Below are 16337 nucleotides of genomic sequence, written 5' to 3'. Positions count from 1 at the left end.
ATCAGAGGAAGTCTTATGCTCCAGATCGTCGTCCATGCCATTCTCGCGTTGGCATTGCTGGCGAGCAGTGCCAGCCATGCCGCCGACGCGGAACCGAAGCCACCGAAAGGTTCGCTCGTCATCATCGGCGGCGCCCTGCGCGCCGACAATGATGCCGTGTGGGAACGTATCGTCGAACTCGCGGGTGGCAAAGGCGCACGCGTCGCCGTGTTCGCCTCCGCCTCGGCGAGCCCTGAACGCGCCGGCAATTATCTCGTCGAGCGCCTGAACCGCTATGGCGCCGACGCCTTCTTCGTCCCGGTCGCCGAGCGCCTGGACGGCGCCGACGGCCGCGCCGCGGCCGACGATCCCAAGCTGGCCGAAGCCGTGCGCACGGCCGGCGGCGCGTATTTCTCGGGCGGCGACCAGGGGCGCATCACGGGCGTCCTGCGCCGGGCCGACGGCAGCAACACCCGGGTGCTGGACGCCCTGTGGGACATGTACCGGCGCGGCGGCGTGATCGCCGGCTCGAGCGCCGGCGCCGCCATCATGAGCAGCACCATGTTCGGCCACCCGCGCTCGATCCTGTCCACCCTCCAGCATGGCGTCGACGACGGCCGCCAGATCACGCGCGGCCTGGGCTTCATCGGCGACGACGTCTTCATCGACCAGCACCTGCTGGTGCGCGGGCGCTTCGCGCGCATGCTGCCGGCCATGCTGGCCAAGGGCTACAAGATCGGCCTGGGGATCGACGAGAACACGGCGATGGTGGTCAATGCCAGGCGCGACGTCGAGGTGATCGGCTACCGCGGCGCGCTGCTGGTCGACCTGAGCGAGGCCGCCACCCGCGACGGCAGCTTCAATCTCGCCAACGGGCGCCTCAGTTACCTCGACAATGGCGACCGCTTCAACCTGGCCACCAAGACCTTCATGCCGGCGCCCGAGAAGGCGCATGGCAAGGTCGACGCCAAGAAACCTTACTGGCGCGGCCCGCTGTTCTCGGCCGACATCCTCGGCAACGGCACGGTGGTCGACCTGATGGCCAAGCTGATCGACAGCGACCAGGTCGACGCGATCGGCCTGTCGCTGGACAGCCCGAACGCCGAGCGGCCCGACCTGGGCTTCGAGTTCAAGCTCAGTCGCGTGAGCGAGAGCGTGGGTTACCAGTCGGCGTTCAGCGAAGCGTATTCGGTGTATAACGTGCGGCTCGATATTCGGCCGATCGTGGTGCAAAGGCCGTTGTATCAGTATCGCTGACCAATACTGTTGTATCTCAGGCAGATATTGAACAATTTTTTGGGAAAACCAGTTACATGCAACCCGCTTGTGACTATTGGATAGTTTCTTAAAATATATATGTGTGATACTCCTGTCAAAATTAGGTAAAACACTGGCAACACAGTGCTATGCCGAAACAAAGATAAAACCAGGGAGTAAAGCCATGAAGGTCATCAAATACGCCGCGAGCGTTGCGCTAGCTATTGTTGGTTTCAATCTTGTTGCAGTGCCGGCGCTGGCGCAAGAATCGGCTTATGCCGATCTGGATGCCTGCACGACGGGAGAGCAGCGCCGCTTGGCCGTCAAAGGCGCTGCAATCGGCCTGTTTTCCGGCCTGGGCGGCGCCTTGTTGACCGGCAATAAGGAGAAAGCTGGCAAAGCCGCCCTGCTGGGCGCTGCCGGCGGTCTGGCTGCGGGATGGGCCACCGCTTATTACACCGCGGTCGACACCTGCACCAAGCAGAATCCGAACTGGATCACCGCATCGAGCCTGGTACGCGATCCGGGCAAGTCGCTGGCCCAGGTGAAAAAGGAACACAACTATAAAGCCAACCAAGGCGTGCTCGTCCATTTGCAGGACGTGAGCGTGCCTGTATCGGTCAGGCCGGGTGAGCGGCTGGCGATCGATACCACCTACGATGTCCTGACACCAACCGATGCCGAAGCCCCGGTGGTCTTCGAGCGCAAGCTGTTCGTGACGACCGACGGTACCGAGGTCGAAATCCAGATTCCGAACGAGGCGCGGATCGAGCGCACCGTCGAAGCCGGCCGTTCGGTCGAGAAGTTGTCGTTCCCGGTGTCGGCAGAGGCCCCGGCAGGCGCCGTCTATCGCGTGATCATGAGCGCATCGGCAGGCGGCAAATCGCCTGTCACGATGACGAAGAACGTCACTGTTTCCTGACCTGCCTTTCTTGAATGCCGGGATGGCCGGGCGCGGCCCGCGTGCGGCCGTCCCCGGCCCCATACCATGATTACATCCGCATTTCTGCGCGCCGCCGTCGTGGCGGTGGCGCTCGTTCTGTCCGGCTGCGCCGCGAACCAGCTGCACGGCTACCAGCATGCCTATTACGCCTACAACGTTCCCGAGTCTCTGATGCAGTCGATCCAGGCCAAGCTGCGCCAGCACGGCCTGCCTGGCGCCACCATCAAGCGCGACCTGGTTGGAAGGGTGCAGCTCGTCGGCAGCTATGCCAACGAAGACGAGGTCGATCGTGCATTCATGATTGTCCAGTCGGTGGTCGGTATCAAGTCGACCTCGCCGTTCTATCCGGCCGATGTGCGCGTCAAGCGCATCGAGGACGAGGTGCGCGAGCAGCAAGTTGCCTCGCTGTCGGAAGCCGAGCGCCGCGCGCCGGCCCGCAATATCGCCCTGGTGGTCGGCATCAATACCTTCAAGGACCATACGCGGATATCGGCGGTGCCGGGGGAGGACGACGCGCGGGTGGTGGTGAAGGCGGCGCGCGGCGCGGGCTACCAGGTCACCGAGCTGCTCGGGTCCAGCGCCACCAAGGCCGCCATCGAGCGCGAGCTTGGCAGGATCGAACGTACGCTGCGCCCGCAAGACCAGCTGTTCGTGTATATCTCGAGCCATGGCAACGCGCCATTGCCGACCTCCAGGGGCGGCGATCAGCGCAAGATGTCCATCGTGGCATGGGATTCGAACGCCGGTGGCGCGGACAGGACCGAGCAGGAACTCAATCTGCAGCGCACGTCGGTGGCCGATACGCTGGTGCAGAATCTGGCGCGCAAACCGACTCGCAACACCCGCATCTTCATCGATACCTGCTATAGCGGCGACATGCTGCGCGGCTTCCCCGATCAAAGCGGCGGTTACATTCTGGCGGCCAATGGTGGCCGGGTCGAGCGCGCCGGCCTGCCGCTGCAGTCCTGGACCGGGGCCGCGTACACCACCAAGGCCATCCGGTTCGTCGACGATCGGCCGCAACCGGGCGAGGTCCGGCAGGACAAGGCTGATATTGCCGGCGATCGCGCCTACGCCATCATCACCGCGACCAGCGAAGGTGAATTGTCGCTGGCGCCGGAAAGCAACGGCACCTTCATGCTCGGTAACCGCGAGCTCAAAGGATCGTATTTCACCCAGGCCTTCTTCGCTTTCCTGGAAGAAGAAAAAGGACATGTCGAGCCGGCGTTTGACCGAGCCCGTCAATTTACCAGCGACATGGCGCGAAAAGTGAGTCGCGCACGGATGACGCAGGTGCCGCGCCATTTCGCCACCGAGACCGCCATCCTCAACCGCTTCTGACGCGCCAATACATCTAATAGGAACTCACATGAAATACGCATTCGCTGCCGCCAGCCTTCTGCTCCTGTCGGGCGCATCGGCGGCCCAGGATGGCTACACTGCCAAGTCGCTGTTTTTCGGTGAAGACGGCAATGTTGTCGCGGCATCTACCGCGCAAAAGAGCACCGAAGCCAAGCCGGTCGTGGCAGCCAGGCAGGACAGCGCCGCCAAGCCGAAAAAAGCGCTGGCTGCACGCCAGATCGGCGCCAGCTATTTCATTCGCCTGAAGAACGCCGACGGCAGCACGAGCGACGTGCTGGCCAGCCGTACTTTCCGGAACGGCGACCGCTTCCAGCTCGGCGTCAAGGTCAACCGCCCGTCCTACGTCTATGTCCTGAACCAGGATCCGCATGGCCAGCTGTCGCAGATCTTCCCGGTGGCCGGTCAGGATAACTACGTGAATGCGATGGGCACGGTGTTCCTGCCGAGCCGCGGTGCGTTCGAGTTCGACGCCACCCCTGGCACCGAACACCTGCTGGTATTCCTGTCGCCGACCCCGATGCGCGGCGGCGTCAATGAGCTGCTCGGCAAGTCGCAGCCCGACCTGGTGGCCGGCGTCGACCACGGTAGCTGCGGAAAGTCGCTGCCGGGCACGCCGCTGCTGGCCGACAACGGCTCGAGCGGCTATACCTCGAAGGCGATCACCTACAAGGACGACGCGGCAACCTGCGCCGCCCCGGCCTATACCTCGAAGGCGATCACCTTCAGCGAAGACCCGGCGCCGGGCGACGGTGGGCAGGTGGCCTCGTACGTCGTCAAGAAGACCAGCGGCAAGGCCGACAGCAAGCTGTTCCTGAAGATCAAGCTGGCCCACGAATAAGCCGCCTGCGGCGCGCACCCTACTACCAGACGGAAAACTGATATGTCTCACAACCACCTGATCATCGGCCTCGGCGGCAGCGGCGGCAAGATTATCCGCCAGATTCGCAAGACCATCGAGCGTAACAAGGACACGCAGGAACCGGACCGTTCGCTGGCCCGCTTCGGCTATCTCTACATCGACACGTCCAATGATGAGCTGGACAAGAAGGAAGAGTGGAAGGTGCTCGGCAAGGACGTCGGCCTGAACCGCAGCGAATACCTGATCAACACCGCCAGCAATGTACGCCCGGTGCTGGACGACCCCGACTCATTCCCTGGCCTGAAGAAATGGGTCGAGCCGCGCAGCGTGTTCGATTTCGTCAACCCGAGCACGGCCGGCGCGGCCCAGCGCCGCAAGCTGGGCCGTCTCGTCTTCGCGCAGAACGCATCCAGCTTCGTCAAGGCGTTGGAAGGCCGCGTCAGGGAGCTCGAGGCCAGTCCCGGCAAAGTCGGCGTGACCATTCACGTGGTTTGCGGCCTGGCCGGCGGCACTGGCAGCGGTTCGGTGGTCGACGCGGTCGCGCAGATCCGCCACAAGTATCCGCATTACGAACAGTACCGCATCCTGGTGTACGCACTGCTGCCAGAAAAGAATTCCAAACGCGTGAAGAACGTGGCTGGCTTCGAGAACTATTATGCGAACGGCTATGCCGCGCTGTCCGAGCTGAACGCGATGGCGGTTGGCAAATACCATCCGGTGAACTTGCTGGATGGAACCCCAATGGAGCATGCCACATATTTCAACGGCTGTTACTTGGTAAACAATATCAATGAGCACAATATCCAGTTCGATGTCGAGTCGGAAGTGCCGAACATCGTTGCCGAGTTCATCTACCAGAAAACCCTGAACAAGGAGTGGGAAGGCCTGGGGCGTGCGGAAAAAGGCGAGAACGATATCAAGAACTTCGAGAGCGACGAGGACATCGGCAAGGCCCGCGCCAAGCTGTTCCTGTCGTTCGGCATCAAGCGCGTGGTCGTGCCGGAGCAGGAAATCAAGGAATACCTGGCCTATGGCTTTGCCGAGCAGGCGGCGCGCCAGCTGATGTTCAACAATTTCCGCCAGGGTGAGGGCTATGCTGATGAACCGGTGGAAAAAGACTGGGGCGCGCAGGCACGCCAACCCGAAACCGCCCAGTCGCTGCTGCTGACCGACGCCCACCTGATGCTGGAAAGCGGCATTCTCGAGGACGACGCGCGCAACGCGAACTGGAAGCCGAGCCCGGAATACTGGAAGCAGATCGTCAGCCTCCTCGTGCCCGAGATCAAGGCGGACCCGACTCTCGAGCAGACTACCTGGGTGTCGGCGCTCAATACGCGCCTGGCCAAGGTCTTCGACGATACCTACCGGACCCTGGGTGGGGTGCGCAAGTTCTATGAGGTCAAGGGCAATGCGCGGCTCGAGATGGCGCGCCATATCGGCCGTCATATCGAGAAGGATTTCTTTGGTCGCTGGCGCGCCGGCGGCGCGTCGCTGATCCAGCTGCGCCACCTCACCGATGCGCTGGTGGCGCTGGTCGACGAACGCATGGGTGTTTACGCCGACCGCATCGCCAAGATGCCGGCCGCGCTGCAATCGGTGCAGGGACGCACCCAGCAGCTCAACGAACAATTCAACAGTGTCGGTTTCTTCGGCAAGCACCTGACCGACAAGCGCAGCGCGCTGTTCTCGGACATCGCTACCCAGCACCAGGAACTGTATGTGCTGCGCACCCAGCTCGAAGGCCTGAAGTTCGGCGCCGCCCTGCTGCCGTTCGTGAAGGAACAACTGCTGACGCTGCGCGCGCGCATCGACGAGCTGCACCAGAACCTGGCGGAAGCCACCAAGCGCTTCGGGAATGAACGCGACAAGCGCCTTGGCGCGGCGGATGCCGCCTACCAGAAGCGCGTATTCGACCAGGAGGCCATTGGCGCCGTGATGCGCGCGATCACGATCGACGAGGCGGCCCAGGGCGCGCGCACCCAGCGCGTGCGCCAGGCCATCATCGACTTGGGGGGCACCGAGGTGAATTCGTTCGACCAGCTCCTGCAAAGCCTGAGCCTGGGCGGCATCATCAACTGCCTGTCGCAGGAGTCGGCCCAAATCGTCGAGCTCGCCCACGCCGAGATCGCGACCAGCATGCCGCCAGTGCTGCGTGTGAATATCGTCGAGCGCCTGCAGAAGAAGTACGACGCCAACCACGACGGCTTGCGCGACTTCGTGCGCGAGCTGTACGACGAAGCGGGGTCGCTGCTCACCTTCAACAAGACCGAAGTCGATCGCACCGTGGCCAATAATGCCGGCGGTAGCCAGGGCCGCACCCAGACCGTCGGCGTGTTCGTGCCGGAGTGCCAGCACCAGAGCGGCTTCCGGGCCATGCTGGCGAGGATGTTCGAGGAGCAGAAGGACCCCACCGCGCCCGATACCAAGGTTGCGACCGGCAATCTGCCGAACCAGATCGTGATCATGAAGATCGCGTCGATGATGCCGGCACGCTTCATTGAATCGCTGGCTGAGCTGAAGCGTCACTACGATGGCCTGCAGCGCGACCGCAACGAATCGATCCTGCTGCACAGCGACGGTGATGGCCGCCGCCTGCCACCGCTGTACGCCAAGTCATCGGCCGAGCTGCAGCTCCTGGCGCGGCGCAAACCGATCCTGCTGGTGGCGCGCCTGCTGGGCATGATCAAAGAACGCCAGAACCGCACCACCGGCCTGCAGGAATGGGTATTCATCCACGACGTCGATGGCTTGCCGGCCTCGAAGGTGATGGAAGGCCGGAACTGGGATGCCGTGTTCGACGCGGATCACAGCGAAGACCTGCGTGGCCTGGTGGAACGTGAAGTCACGCGCCGCATCGACAGCGAATTCAAGCACCAGGAGAAGAAGGAAGAGCTGTACACCGCCTTCCGCGCCCTGGCCCGCGCCCGCTTCGATGAAGCCGGTCAGGATGACCAGGATCCGGCATACCAGCAGCTGCAGGGCCTGGCCGCACCGGTGCGCTCGATCATCGGCATCGCCGCCTGACCGCTTGACCGTGCCGGCCGCCGTCGCGGCCGGCCACCATACAACATTGAAGAGAGAGTAACGATATGGCCAAGTACAAGTGCCCGACCCTGGGCGATTGCGACCGCGCGAATGCCGGCGAAGTGTTTGAACGCGCACCGGGGGAAGACCTGAAGTGCCCGGGCTGCTCCACGCTGCTGGAAGCCCAGGCCGCAGGCCCCGTCGCAGGCAAGAAGAACAAGCTCGTGGCGCCAATCGCCGCGGCGGTCGTGCTGGCGGCCGGCGTGGGCGGCTACCTGGTGCTCCAATCGCCGTCCGGCCCTGCCATGGAAGAGGTCGTGGCCGCTCCGGTCCCAGCCGTCGTGGCGACGGACAGTGCGGTCGCGCAGCCGGAAGTGCAGCAGGCCAGCTTCGGGATCGCGCCATCCGAAACCGATACCGCCGCCTTGCGCCTGCAGGGCGAGAAGCAGCTGCTGGACGGGAAGGCGGGAGAGGCGGAAGCATCCGGCAATCAGGCCGCTGCCAATGAAATGATGAAAGTTGCCATTGCAAGGATGGCTCAGGGCAAGCTGGAAGAGGCAGAGAAGGAGTTGCTGGCGGCCCGTGCCCGTGCGCCAAAGCAGCCGCTCGTCTACTACAACATGGCCGTCCTGCGTCTCAAGCAGGAACGTACTGATGACGCGCTGAAGGAATTCGAAGGCGCGTTCCTCGCCGGCTTCACCCATTTCCGCGAGATGGATGCCGACCCCGACCTGGACGCGTTGCGCAAGGACGCGCGCTTCGTGAAGCTGGTGGAACAGTACCGTCCGAAAGGCGCCTGAGATGTGGCCTGTGCACCCGGTCGGAAAGGCGTTCGTATGCCTGTCGCTGGCGCTGCTGATGACCGGGTGCGCGCGTGAAGATGGCAGCAAAATCATCGGTCAATGGCGCGCCGAGCGCTTCCAGGTGATGAGCCTGAAGGTGCCGATCGGCCCCGAACTGACCATCTCGCGCGACATGCTGAAGGCAGGAGCCGAGGTCGCGGTACCGATTGGCGGCATCAGCCAGGACGGCAGCGAGATCACGCTCGATCTGCCGCTGTATTTCGGCCTGACCTTCAACCTGGTCGACGACGACCGCATGTATCTCGATTTGCCGCTGGTTGAACGCATCTATTACCGGCGCGTGTCCGCGCAAGCGCAAATGCAGTCGGCTGTCACGGTCACGTCCACCGCCGTCGCGCATCGTCCCGCGCCTGTACCGGACCTAGCGCCGGCTCCAATGACAGCGCCGGCTCCCGTTGCGCTTGCCGTCCCGGCGCCGGTCGTGGCAAGCATCTATTCGTCCGCGCTGGCCGCGGCGCGTAGCGGTGATCATGATGCGGCGGTGAGGTTGTTGCATCGTGCGTTCGAAGGGGAAGGGATCCGGTCGGCCGACGTGCGAGCCGCGCCCGAATGGTCGGCGCTACACGACGATGTCCGGTTCCAGGCGCTGGTCGCCCGTTACAGCGACCAATAGGCATCGTCGGCGCTTGCCGCACAAGACGGTAGACAGGGAGGAGGATGGGCTTAGAATATCGCGATCTACTTTCCAGGAGTCGCGATGCGCCTGTCTCATTTTCTTGCTGCGTTGCTGCTGGGCGCACTTGCTTCGATTGCCTGGGCTGCCCAGCCGGCCACGGTCCGTCTCGACTACACCCACAGCGGCAATGCACTACAAGACGCCTACGCCATCGAGCGCGTGGTGATCGAACCGCTGCCCTGGCCGGGCAGCATGGCGCGCAATCTCGACGACACCAACCGCGGCCAGAACCGGGTCGAGGTGGTCGATGCGAAAACCGGCGACCTGCTGTACTCGCGCGGCTTCTCGACCGTGTTCGGCGAATGGCGCACCACCGAGGAGGCGAACCGGATCAGCCGCTCATTCCAGGAATCGGTGCGCTTCCCGCAGTTCGCGCAAGCGGTGCGGGTGCGCATCCTCAAGCGCGACGAGCGCAACCAGTTTTCGGTGGCCTGGAGCGTCGAGGTCGATCCGAATGCGCAGGACGTCATCCGGCGCCAGCCGCCGGCGCTGGCGACGCCGGTCGCGATTCACTCCAGCGGGCCGTCGGCCGACAAGGTCGACCTCCTGATCCTGGGCGATGGCTATACGCAGAAGGACATGAAGAAGTTCGAGCAGGATGCGCGCCGCCTGACGAAGCACCTGTTCTCGGTGTCGCCGTTCCGTGAACGCGCGAAGGATTTCAATGTCTGGGCGATGGCGGCGCCGACCGAAAAGTCGGGCATCAGCCGGCCGTCGACCGGCGTGCACAATCCGTCCGCGCTGGGCACGCGCTACGACATCTTCGGCAGCGAACGCTATGTGCTCACGCTCGACAACCGCGCGCTGCGCGATATCGCCCAGCACGCGCCGTATGAATTCATCGAGATCCTGGTGAACAACGACACCTATGGCGGAGGCGGCATCTTCGGCCAGTTCAGCACCGCGGCGGCGGGCAACGACTGGGCCGACTACCTGTTCGTGCACGAATTCGGCCACCACTTCGCCGGCCTGGCCGATGAGTACTACACCTCGCCCGTGGCTTACCAGCCGGCCAGCGGCCGCATGGAACCGTGGGAGCCGAACGTCACCGCGCTGCGCGACCCCGCCAACCTCAAATGGCAGCGCCACGTGAAGGACGGCACACCGCTGCCGACGCCGTGGCCCAAGGCCGAATACGAACAAGAGTCGCGCGCCTACCAGAAGAAGCGCGCCGCGCTGCGCGCCGAGAATCGCCCGGAATCCGAAATGAGCGCGCTGTTCCATGAAGACCTGAAGCGTACCAACGCATTGTTCGCGCAGCAGCCGCACCGGCATACGATCGGCGCCTTTGAAGGCGCCAACTACGAAGCCAGCGGCTACTACCGGCCGGCGATGCAATGCCTGATGTTCGATCGCAGCGACAAGTTCTGCCCGGTGTGCCAGGACGGCATCGGCGACATCATCGATCTCTATGCTGGGCCTGCTCAGCAGTAATCTTTGCTTACAACTCTGACAATTTGACTGTGGGCTGTCTAACAGACCCGGCGCTGCGATAAGCCTATTCTGGAATCACTGAAGAACAACAACGACTGCACAGGCAACCCCGCACTGTGTAGACCACCAGAAAGGAAACACATCATGAACAAACTGCTCGCTACCCTGATCGCCGGCCTGATGGCTACCGCTGCTCACGCACAAACCACCGCGCCAGCCACCACCGCCGCGGACAACCGGATCGTCAAGGCGGAAGCCAATGCCGAAAAAGACGTGATCAAGGCAGAACAGAAGGAAATCAAGACCGCCATCAAGGCGGACGAAAAAGTGAACAAGACCATGGCCAAGGCCGCCGAGACCAAGTCGAAGGCCCACGCCGACCTGGTCGAGTCGCACACTGACGCAGCTGCAAAAGTGGCCAAGGCCGATCCGGAAGACCGCGCCAAGGCGATGGCCAAGGCTGAAGAGAAAGTGGCCGACGCCAATCTGAAAGCCGAGAAGAAAATGATCAAGGCCGACGAAAAAGTGCTGAAGGCACAGGTTGATGCGGCAGCCGACAAGGCAACCGCTGCAGCCAAGACCGATCAGGTGCGTGCTGAAGCACAAGCCGACGTGCACAAGGCTGCTGCCCGCAACTAAGCCCAACGTTCGCTGACACCGCGCCTTCGGGCGCGTCGAGCCCCAAATCCAGATGACGGTTTTGGGGCTTTTTCCATTGGTGTTGCAAGCGCGGCGTTTTGGTGGGAGGCATGCGCCAGCGCAAGTCATCGGTTTCGGAGTAGGTATCCAATCAGGTGTCCGATGCCTCCAGGAACTGCCATGCTTGCAAAAGCTAGCTCACTATTCCAGCACTTTACGCAATCGCGCAGGCTGCTGCGATTGCACACGCCTCTCGGGCCGGATGTGTTGCTGGCCGAATGCGTGCGCGGGGAAGAGGCGCTCGGTGAAAACTATGCGTTCACGATCAGCGCCTTGTCCGAGGACGCCGGCTTATCGCTGCGGCGATTGCTTGGCCAACCTGCGCTGCTCGAGCTGGAGACAAGCGGCAGCGGACCCAGGCATTTTCATGGTCACCTGACGTCGGTCGGCATCAATGGCGCGAATGGCGGGATGGCGCGTTACACCCTGGTGCTGCAGCCATGGTGCGCATTCCTCGAACACGGGCGGGATAGCCGGATATTCCAGGACAAGAACGTCTTCGACATTCTCGACGCCGTCTTTCGTGCCTGGCAAGGCCGGGGAACCCTGGCGCCGGCATGGCGCTTCGATATCGCGGACAGGAGCATGTATCCCGTTCGCAGCCTGAGCACGCAATATCAGGAAAGCGATTGGGCGTTCGCGCAGCGTCTGATGAGCGAGGAGGGGCTGTTCTATTACTTCGAGCACCAGGGTGACGCGGGTAACCGTGGCCTGGGCAGTCATCAATTGGTGATCGCGGATCACAACGGCGCGTTCAGGACGAATACGCAGGCGGAAGTCCGGTTCACCCGGCCCGGCGCGGTCATGCGCGAGGACAGCATGGATCGTTGGCGCCATGAGGCACGCCTGCTCGCCACCGGCGTCGCCATGCAGAGCTGGGACTATCGCTCGGGCGGCAAGCGTCTGGTCTCGTCCGCAGCGATGCAAGCGGGGCCGATCAGCATGGTCAGCAGCGATGCGCCGGGACAGTATGCCTATCCTGACCGCGATCGGGGACAGCGCATCGCCGACAACCAGATGGAAGCGCTGGAAACCCGCAGCGAATGCTTCGTCGGCGCCGGGACCGTGCGCACGATGGCGCCGGGAACGGTGTTTGCGTTGACCGGTCATGCCTGCCACGACAAGGAAACAGGGCGCGACGCGCGCCGTTTCATCGTGACGCGCGTGCGTCATCTGATGCACAACAACCTGACCGCGCAGATGAAGGCCGGAATAATCCAGGCGCTCGGCAATTCCCGGCTGGCGGAGACCATCGCCGCCGAGCAGAAAGACAGCCTGCACGCGGCCGGACAGCATGCCGGGGAGCGCCCGGTCTACAGGAATCGTGTCGATGCGATCCGGGTGCAGGTGTCCTATCGGACCAGCCGCAGCGACGGGCAGGGGCTGTTGCTGCATCCACGTCCGACGATCCACGGGCAGCAGACCGCCATCGTGGTCGGGCCCCGCGGCAGTGAGATTCATACGGATCGGGATCACCGGGTGAAGATCCAGTTTCACTGGCAGCGAGGCAGGGCGGGTCAGCCGAGTCACAGCCGTCTCGAGCATCCTGCCCCCGATGGCCATGCCGGCGCGCCCGGGGACGATACCGCGGGCACCTGGGTTCGCGTCCTTGCCGGGCTCGCGCCGGTGGCTGGACCCAATTGGGGCGGTCATGCCGTGCCGCGCGTGGGGCAGGAGGTGCTGGTCGATTTCCTCGATGGCGATATCGACCGACCGGTCATCGTGGGCGCCCTGTACAACGGACGCGGAACCGTGGATGCCCAGCATAACCAGGCCATGGTCGGGCCGGGAGCGTCGACCGGGAATGCGCCGGCCTGGTTCGCTGGCGAGGAAGGCGCGCACGGCCATCCTGCCGTCTTGTCCGGTTTTAAAAGCCAGGCGATAGGGGCGAGCCAGGAGGGACAGGGGGCTTATAGCCAGCTCGTGTTCGACGACAGTGCGTCGCAGGCGAGACTGAGCTTGCAGCGGCATGCTGCCGGTCATCGGGACAGCGATGAGCTCAGCCTGGGGCATCTACGGCACCAGACCGATAACCAGCGCCTGCAGACCGTGGGGCTTGGGAGTGAACTGAAAACCGGACACGCGGCGGCATTGCGGGCCGGAGGTGGGATATTGCTGTCGACGGACCGTTCGCGCATGGCGCAGATGGATTCCAGCGCGGCGCTGGCACAGCTTGGCGAGAGCGAGAGCCTGCAGCGGACGTTGGCGTCGACTGCGCGGCAGCATCTCGCGGTGCTCAAGGTTGCTGGTGAGGATGCCCAGACTGGGGCAGGCGACTTGCCGGCGATCGCGCAGCTTGCGCATACGGCCGAAGTGCTCAACGGTTTGGCCGGCGATGCGTCTGGGCGCGGACAGGCCACGGCGTATCAGGAGCCGCATCTTCAACTATCCAGTCCAAAGGGGATCGTCGCCGCGACTCCCGCGAATGCGGTGTTTTGCGCAGGGTTCACCTCGAACATCAGCGCTGGGCAGGATATCAATTTCGCGGCGCAGGGCGCGTGGCATCACGTCACGGCGAGCGGGATCAGTCTGTTTACGTATGGGAAGGCGAGCAACGGTAGCAAGCCAAATCAGGAGACCGGGATCAAGTTGCACGCTGCCAGCGGCAAGGTGAGTTGCCAGAGTCAGTCGGATGCGACGCGGATTACGGCGGACAAGGCGATCACCGTTGCAAGTGTCACCAAAACGGTAACGGCTGCGGCGAAGACGCATTTGTTGATGACGGCGCAGGGGGCGATGCTCAAGCTTGAAGGGGGCAACATCATGTTGCATGCGCCTGGGAAGGTGGAGTTCAAGGCTGGCAAGAAGGAGTTGGGTGGACCAGTCAGCGTTTCAAATGCGGAGATCGCCAAAAAAATTCATGAACTCAATGTGAAGCGTGATTTAACTATTGAGTATGTGGATGCCGATGGAAATGCACTTACAAATGAGCTCATAAATATGAAATTTCAGGGAAAGCAGTCCGAAACTGTTAGCTTGGATGGAAATGGCAAGGCCTTTTTGCGCAATGCGCCGCTCGGTCCTTACCGCGCCGTACAACCTGACCGGAGATAGGTGATGACATGTCTGAAAATTCTGCCCAATCCAAAAAATCGAGCGTGCAGGAATTGTGTATTGATTTGCCTGGAGAGTCCGTGCAATGCTGGCGCTCCGCTGATAATATCAGAGTTATCTTACGAAAACATCGCGATGTGATTTTCGATCTAAAGCTGGCTGATGGGAATATTTATACAATCGAGGCCACGCATTCAGATTTCTATAATCCTCGGGATAAAAAACTCATATCCGTCAAGTCCCGGGATTCTGTCGCCTTTAAAGATGGTGAGAGAATGCACGTGTGGGTTGCGCGTGAATTCAGTGGGGCATTGCTTTTGAAATGTAGAGGTCAGGTATTGATGAGGTTAGAGCCAAATAGGCTAGATAATCATCAATATGACAAGTCGCCGAATACTAAGCCAGCTCCCATCATTGTGGCGTTTGATTCACAGGGAGCAGTATCGCTTTCATCAGGAAATAATGCGCAAAGCTCGACGCCCGCTGTCCCACATGCTGCCTCTGCACCCGTCCACGAGGACATTGCGACCATTTGTGTGCTGGATAAAGCAGTTAACGATATTCCGGCAGAGATATTGGACTATTTCGGAAAAGGAGGCGGTAGCACCGGCTTGGTTGAAATAGATTTATTTAATATCGCAAATAGAAACTGGTTGTGGGGGCAGGCGGCAGGGACTGCGGCCTATATTGGAGATAATTGGGATTGGCTTCGAGCGAGTATTGATAAATGAACTCACGATGGGCTTCGACTCGTTTCCGTCAAGGCACACCATATTCGCGGGAAAATTCGTTTTTATTTTTCTGGTTATAGTAAATATAATTCAGTATTTGGACCCGGTGGGTTCGGTCCTGGACATGAAAGAATCTTGAATATATTTGGTGGTGCAGGAAAACTATCGACTCAGTTTGTTGCGGCGGGAACGTCGATCATGGGCACCCTAAAGGGAAACGCATTGGTTGCCCTTATATTTGGTTCAGCTATCTCAGTTGCTGAATGGAAGGAAGATCTTCGAAAGGATGGCTTTGATCTTGCTGCAGCATTACTGACAAATCTGCTCAAAGTGATGCTTACAGCATTTATCACGTCATTGATTGTTGGTGCTATCGTTGTCTTTGTTTTAGTGGTTCTTAAAGCCGGCCTTTCGGTCCTGGTCATTGGTGGCGCAACGCTCGTCGTCGGCTTCGGTATTGGTTATGGCATTGATTTGTCCGATAAGCTGCTAGCAAAAGGAATTTCAAATAAAGGTGATGCAAACAGTATTGCGGAAATAGTTGCTCCCGTGTTAAGGGCGGCGGGCGAAAAGGTGATAAGCCATTGGAACTATCTTGTCTGGAAATTCAAGTCAGATTATAGGGTGGAGGTATTTTGAGAAATCTTGATGAGATCAATCTAGCATTGCTCAGCCCTTCACGCACCACAGTCTGGACATCCATATTCCCTCTGTTTTCGGGATTGTTTAGCCTGGCATTGGCTGGACAGACCCTGCCAGGTCCTTTATGGGCGAATCCATTTCAGATTGCCGGATTAGTGGTGTTTTCTGCTGCTTGTCTTGGCTTTCTCGTGCCATGGATTTTTAAGTGGGATTGGCAGGCAAAATTCTTTGGGGTGTCTTTTATTTTTCTTGGAACACTCTCAATGATTTGCATTGTGCCATTTTTGCTTCTTGTTTTTTATGGTGACTTGTGGTGGGTTTTTCGATTTTTGATATTTTTTTTGTATCTCTCAATGCATGTTGTTTGGTGCCGTCGATTTTTTGTATTTTATAGAGGTATAGCTGATTCGAACGAATTGTTTTCGATGCTGTATGTCGAGGACGAAGATGCAGTATATTATTTGCAGGAGGTGGATCGGTATTTGATTGAAAAGGTTTTCAACTTCAGGCAAATTCCGTCGGATTTATTTTTTGCAGTGCCAATGGTGATTGCGTTAAGCTCGTGCCTCGCCATTGAATTTGTCAGGGAGGTGGTCGGCTTGTCATTCGTTCACATATTTATGGCGATAGCGGGACTCCCGATCAGCCTGATGTGTTTCGGAATCGCTGCCAAGGCCCTATTGGTTTTCTACCATTACCCCATGAAAATACGCTCTCGTACTGGAAAGCGAGTGTACGTAGATATGAATACATTGCCAGATAATCTTAGCGGGACTACGAGGAAATGGAAAGGAGCGAATCTGAGAAAATGAGG

Annotated in this window: 13 protein-coding genes; all 13 read left to right on the top strand. The window is 60.6% G+C overall.

Annotated features, from left to right (window positions below; translation table 11 throughout):
• Positions 1 to 15: 15 nt before the first annotated feature.
• Complete coding sequence (locus KY496_RS15350) at positions 16 to 1236, top strand: cyanophycinase (protein ID WP_219861389.1); 1221 nt, start codon at positions 16 to 18, stop codon at positions 1234 to 1236.
• Between the two features lie 184 nt (positions 1237 to 1420).
• Positions 1421 to 2158, top strand: coding sequence for a hypothetical protein (locus KY496_RS15345; protein WP_005665189.1), 738 nt, complete (start codon positions 1421 to 1423; stop codon positions 2156 to 2158).
• A gap of 66 nt (positions 2159 to 2224) precedes the next feature.
• Positions 2225 to 3520, top strand: coding sequence for a caspase family protein (locus tag KY496_RS15340; RefSeq protein ID WP_219861387.1), 1296 nt, complete (start codon positions 2225 to 2227; stop codon positions 3518 to 3520).
• A 28-nt stretch (positions 3521 to 3548) separates the two neighbouring features.
• Positions 3549 to 4379 (top strand): DUF4384 domain-containing protein, encoded by an 831-nt coding sequence (locus KY496_RS15335; RefSeq protein WP_005665192.1) that lies wholly within the window; start codon positions 3549 to 3551, stop codon positions 4377 to 4379.
• Positions 4380 to 4421: 42 nt separating this feature from the next.
• Positions 4422 to 7424 carry a tubulin-like doman-containing protein gene (locus KY496_RS15330; RefSeq protein WP_005665193.1) on the top strand — a complete coding sequence of 1001 codons (3003 nt, stop codon included), beginning with the start codon at positions 4422 to 4424 and terminating at the stop codon, positions 7422 to 7424.
• A gap of 65 nt (positions 7425 to 7489) precedes the next feature.
• The gene (locus tag KY496_RS15325) at positions 7490 to 8224 is read left to right on the top strand and encodes a hypothetical protein (protein ID WP_219861385.1); all 735 of its coding nucleotides are present in this window, start codon (positions 7490 to 7492) and stop codon (positions 8222 to 8224) included.
• Position 8225: 1 nt separating this feature from the next.
• Positions 8226 to 8900, top strand: a complete 675-nt coding sequence (locus tag KY496_RS15320; protein ID WP_005665195.1) for a hypothetical protein — start codon at positions 8226 to 8228, stop codon at positions 8898 to 8900.
• Positions 8901 to 8984: 84 nt separating this feature from the next.
• The gene (locus tag KY496_RS15315) at positions 8985 to 10397 is read left to right on the top strand and encodes an IgA Peptidase M64 (protein WP_219861383.1); all 1413 of its coding nucleotides are present in this window, start codon (positions 8985 to 8987) and stop codon (positions 10395 to 10397) included.
• A gap of 144 nt (positions 10398 to 10541) precedes the next feature.
• Positions 10542 to 11036 carry a hypothetical protein gene (locus tag KY496_RS15310; RefSeq protein ID WP_005665197.1) on the top strand — a complete coding sequence of 165 codons (495 nt, stop codon included), beginning with the start codon at positions 10542 to 10544 and terminating at the stop codon, positions 11034 to 11036.
• 180 nt (positions 11037 to 11216) lie between these two features.
• Positions 11217 to 14150, top strand: coding sequence for a type VI secretion system Vgr family protein (locus tag KY496_RS15305; protein ID WP_219861381.1), 2934 nt, complete (start codon positions 11217 to 11219; stop codon positions 14148 to 14150).
• An 8-nt stretch (positions 14151 to 14158) separates the two neighbouring features.
• Positions 14159 to 14881, top strand: a complete 723-nt coding sequence (locus KY496_RS15300) for a hypothetical protein (RefSeq protein ID WP_219861379.1) — start codon at positions 14159 to 14161, stop codon at positions 14879 to 14881.
• A gap of 135 nt (positions 14882 to 15016) precedes the next feature.
• Positions 15017 to 15520 carry a hypothetical protein gene (locus KY496_RS15295; protein ID WP_219861377.1) on the top strand — a complete coding sequence of 168 codons (504 nt, stop codon included), beginning with the start codon at positions 15017 to 15019 and terminating at the stop codon, positions 15518 to 15520.
• Positions 15517 to 16335, top strand: coding sequence for a hypothetical protein (locus KY496_RS15290; protein WP_219861375.1), 819 nt, complete (start codon positions 15517 to 15519; stop codon positions 16333 to 16335). The genes KY496_RS15295 and KY496_RS15290 overlap by 4 nt, the downstream gene beginning before the upstream one ends.
• Positions 16336 to 16337: the final 2 nt, after the last annotated feature.

Source organism: Massilia sp. NP310 (assembly GCF_019443485.1).
GTDB lineage: Bacteria > Pseudomonadota > Gammaproteobacteria > Burkholderiales > Burkholderiaceae_D > Telluria > Telluria timonae.
The sequence above is the reverse complement of the archived record's forward strand: the minus strand, read 5'-3'. Positions and strand labels throughout refer to the sequence as shown.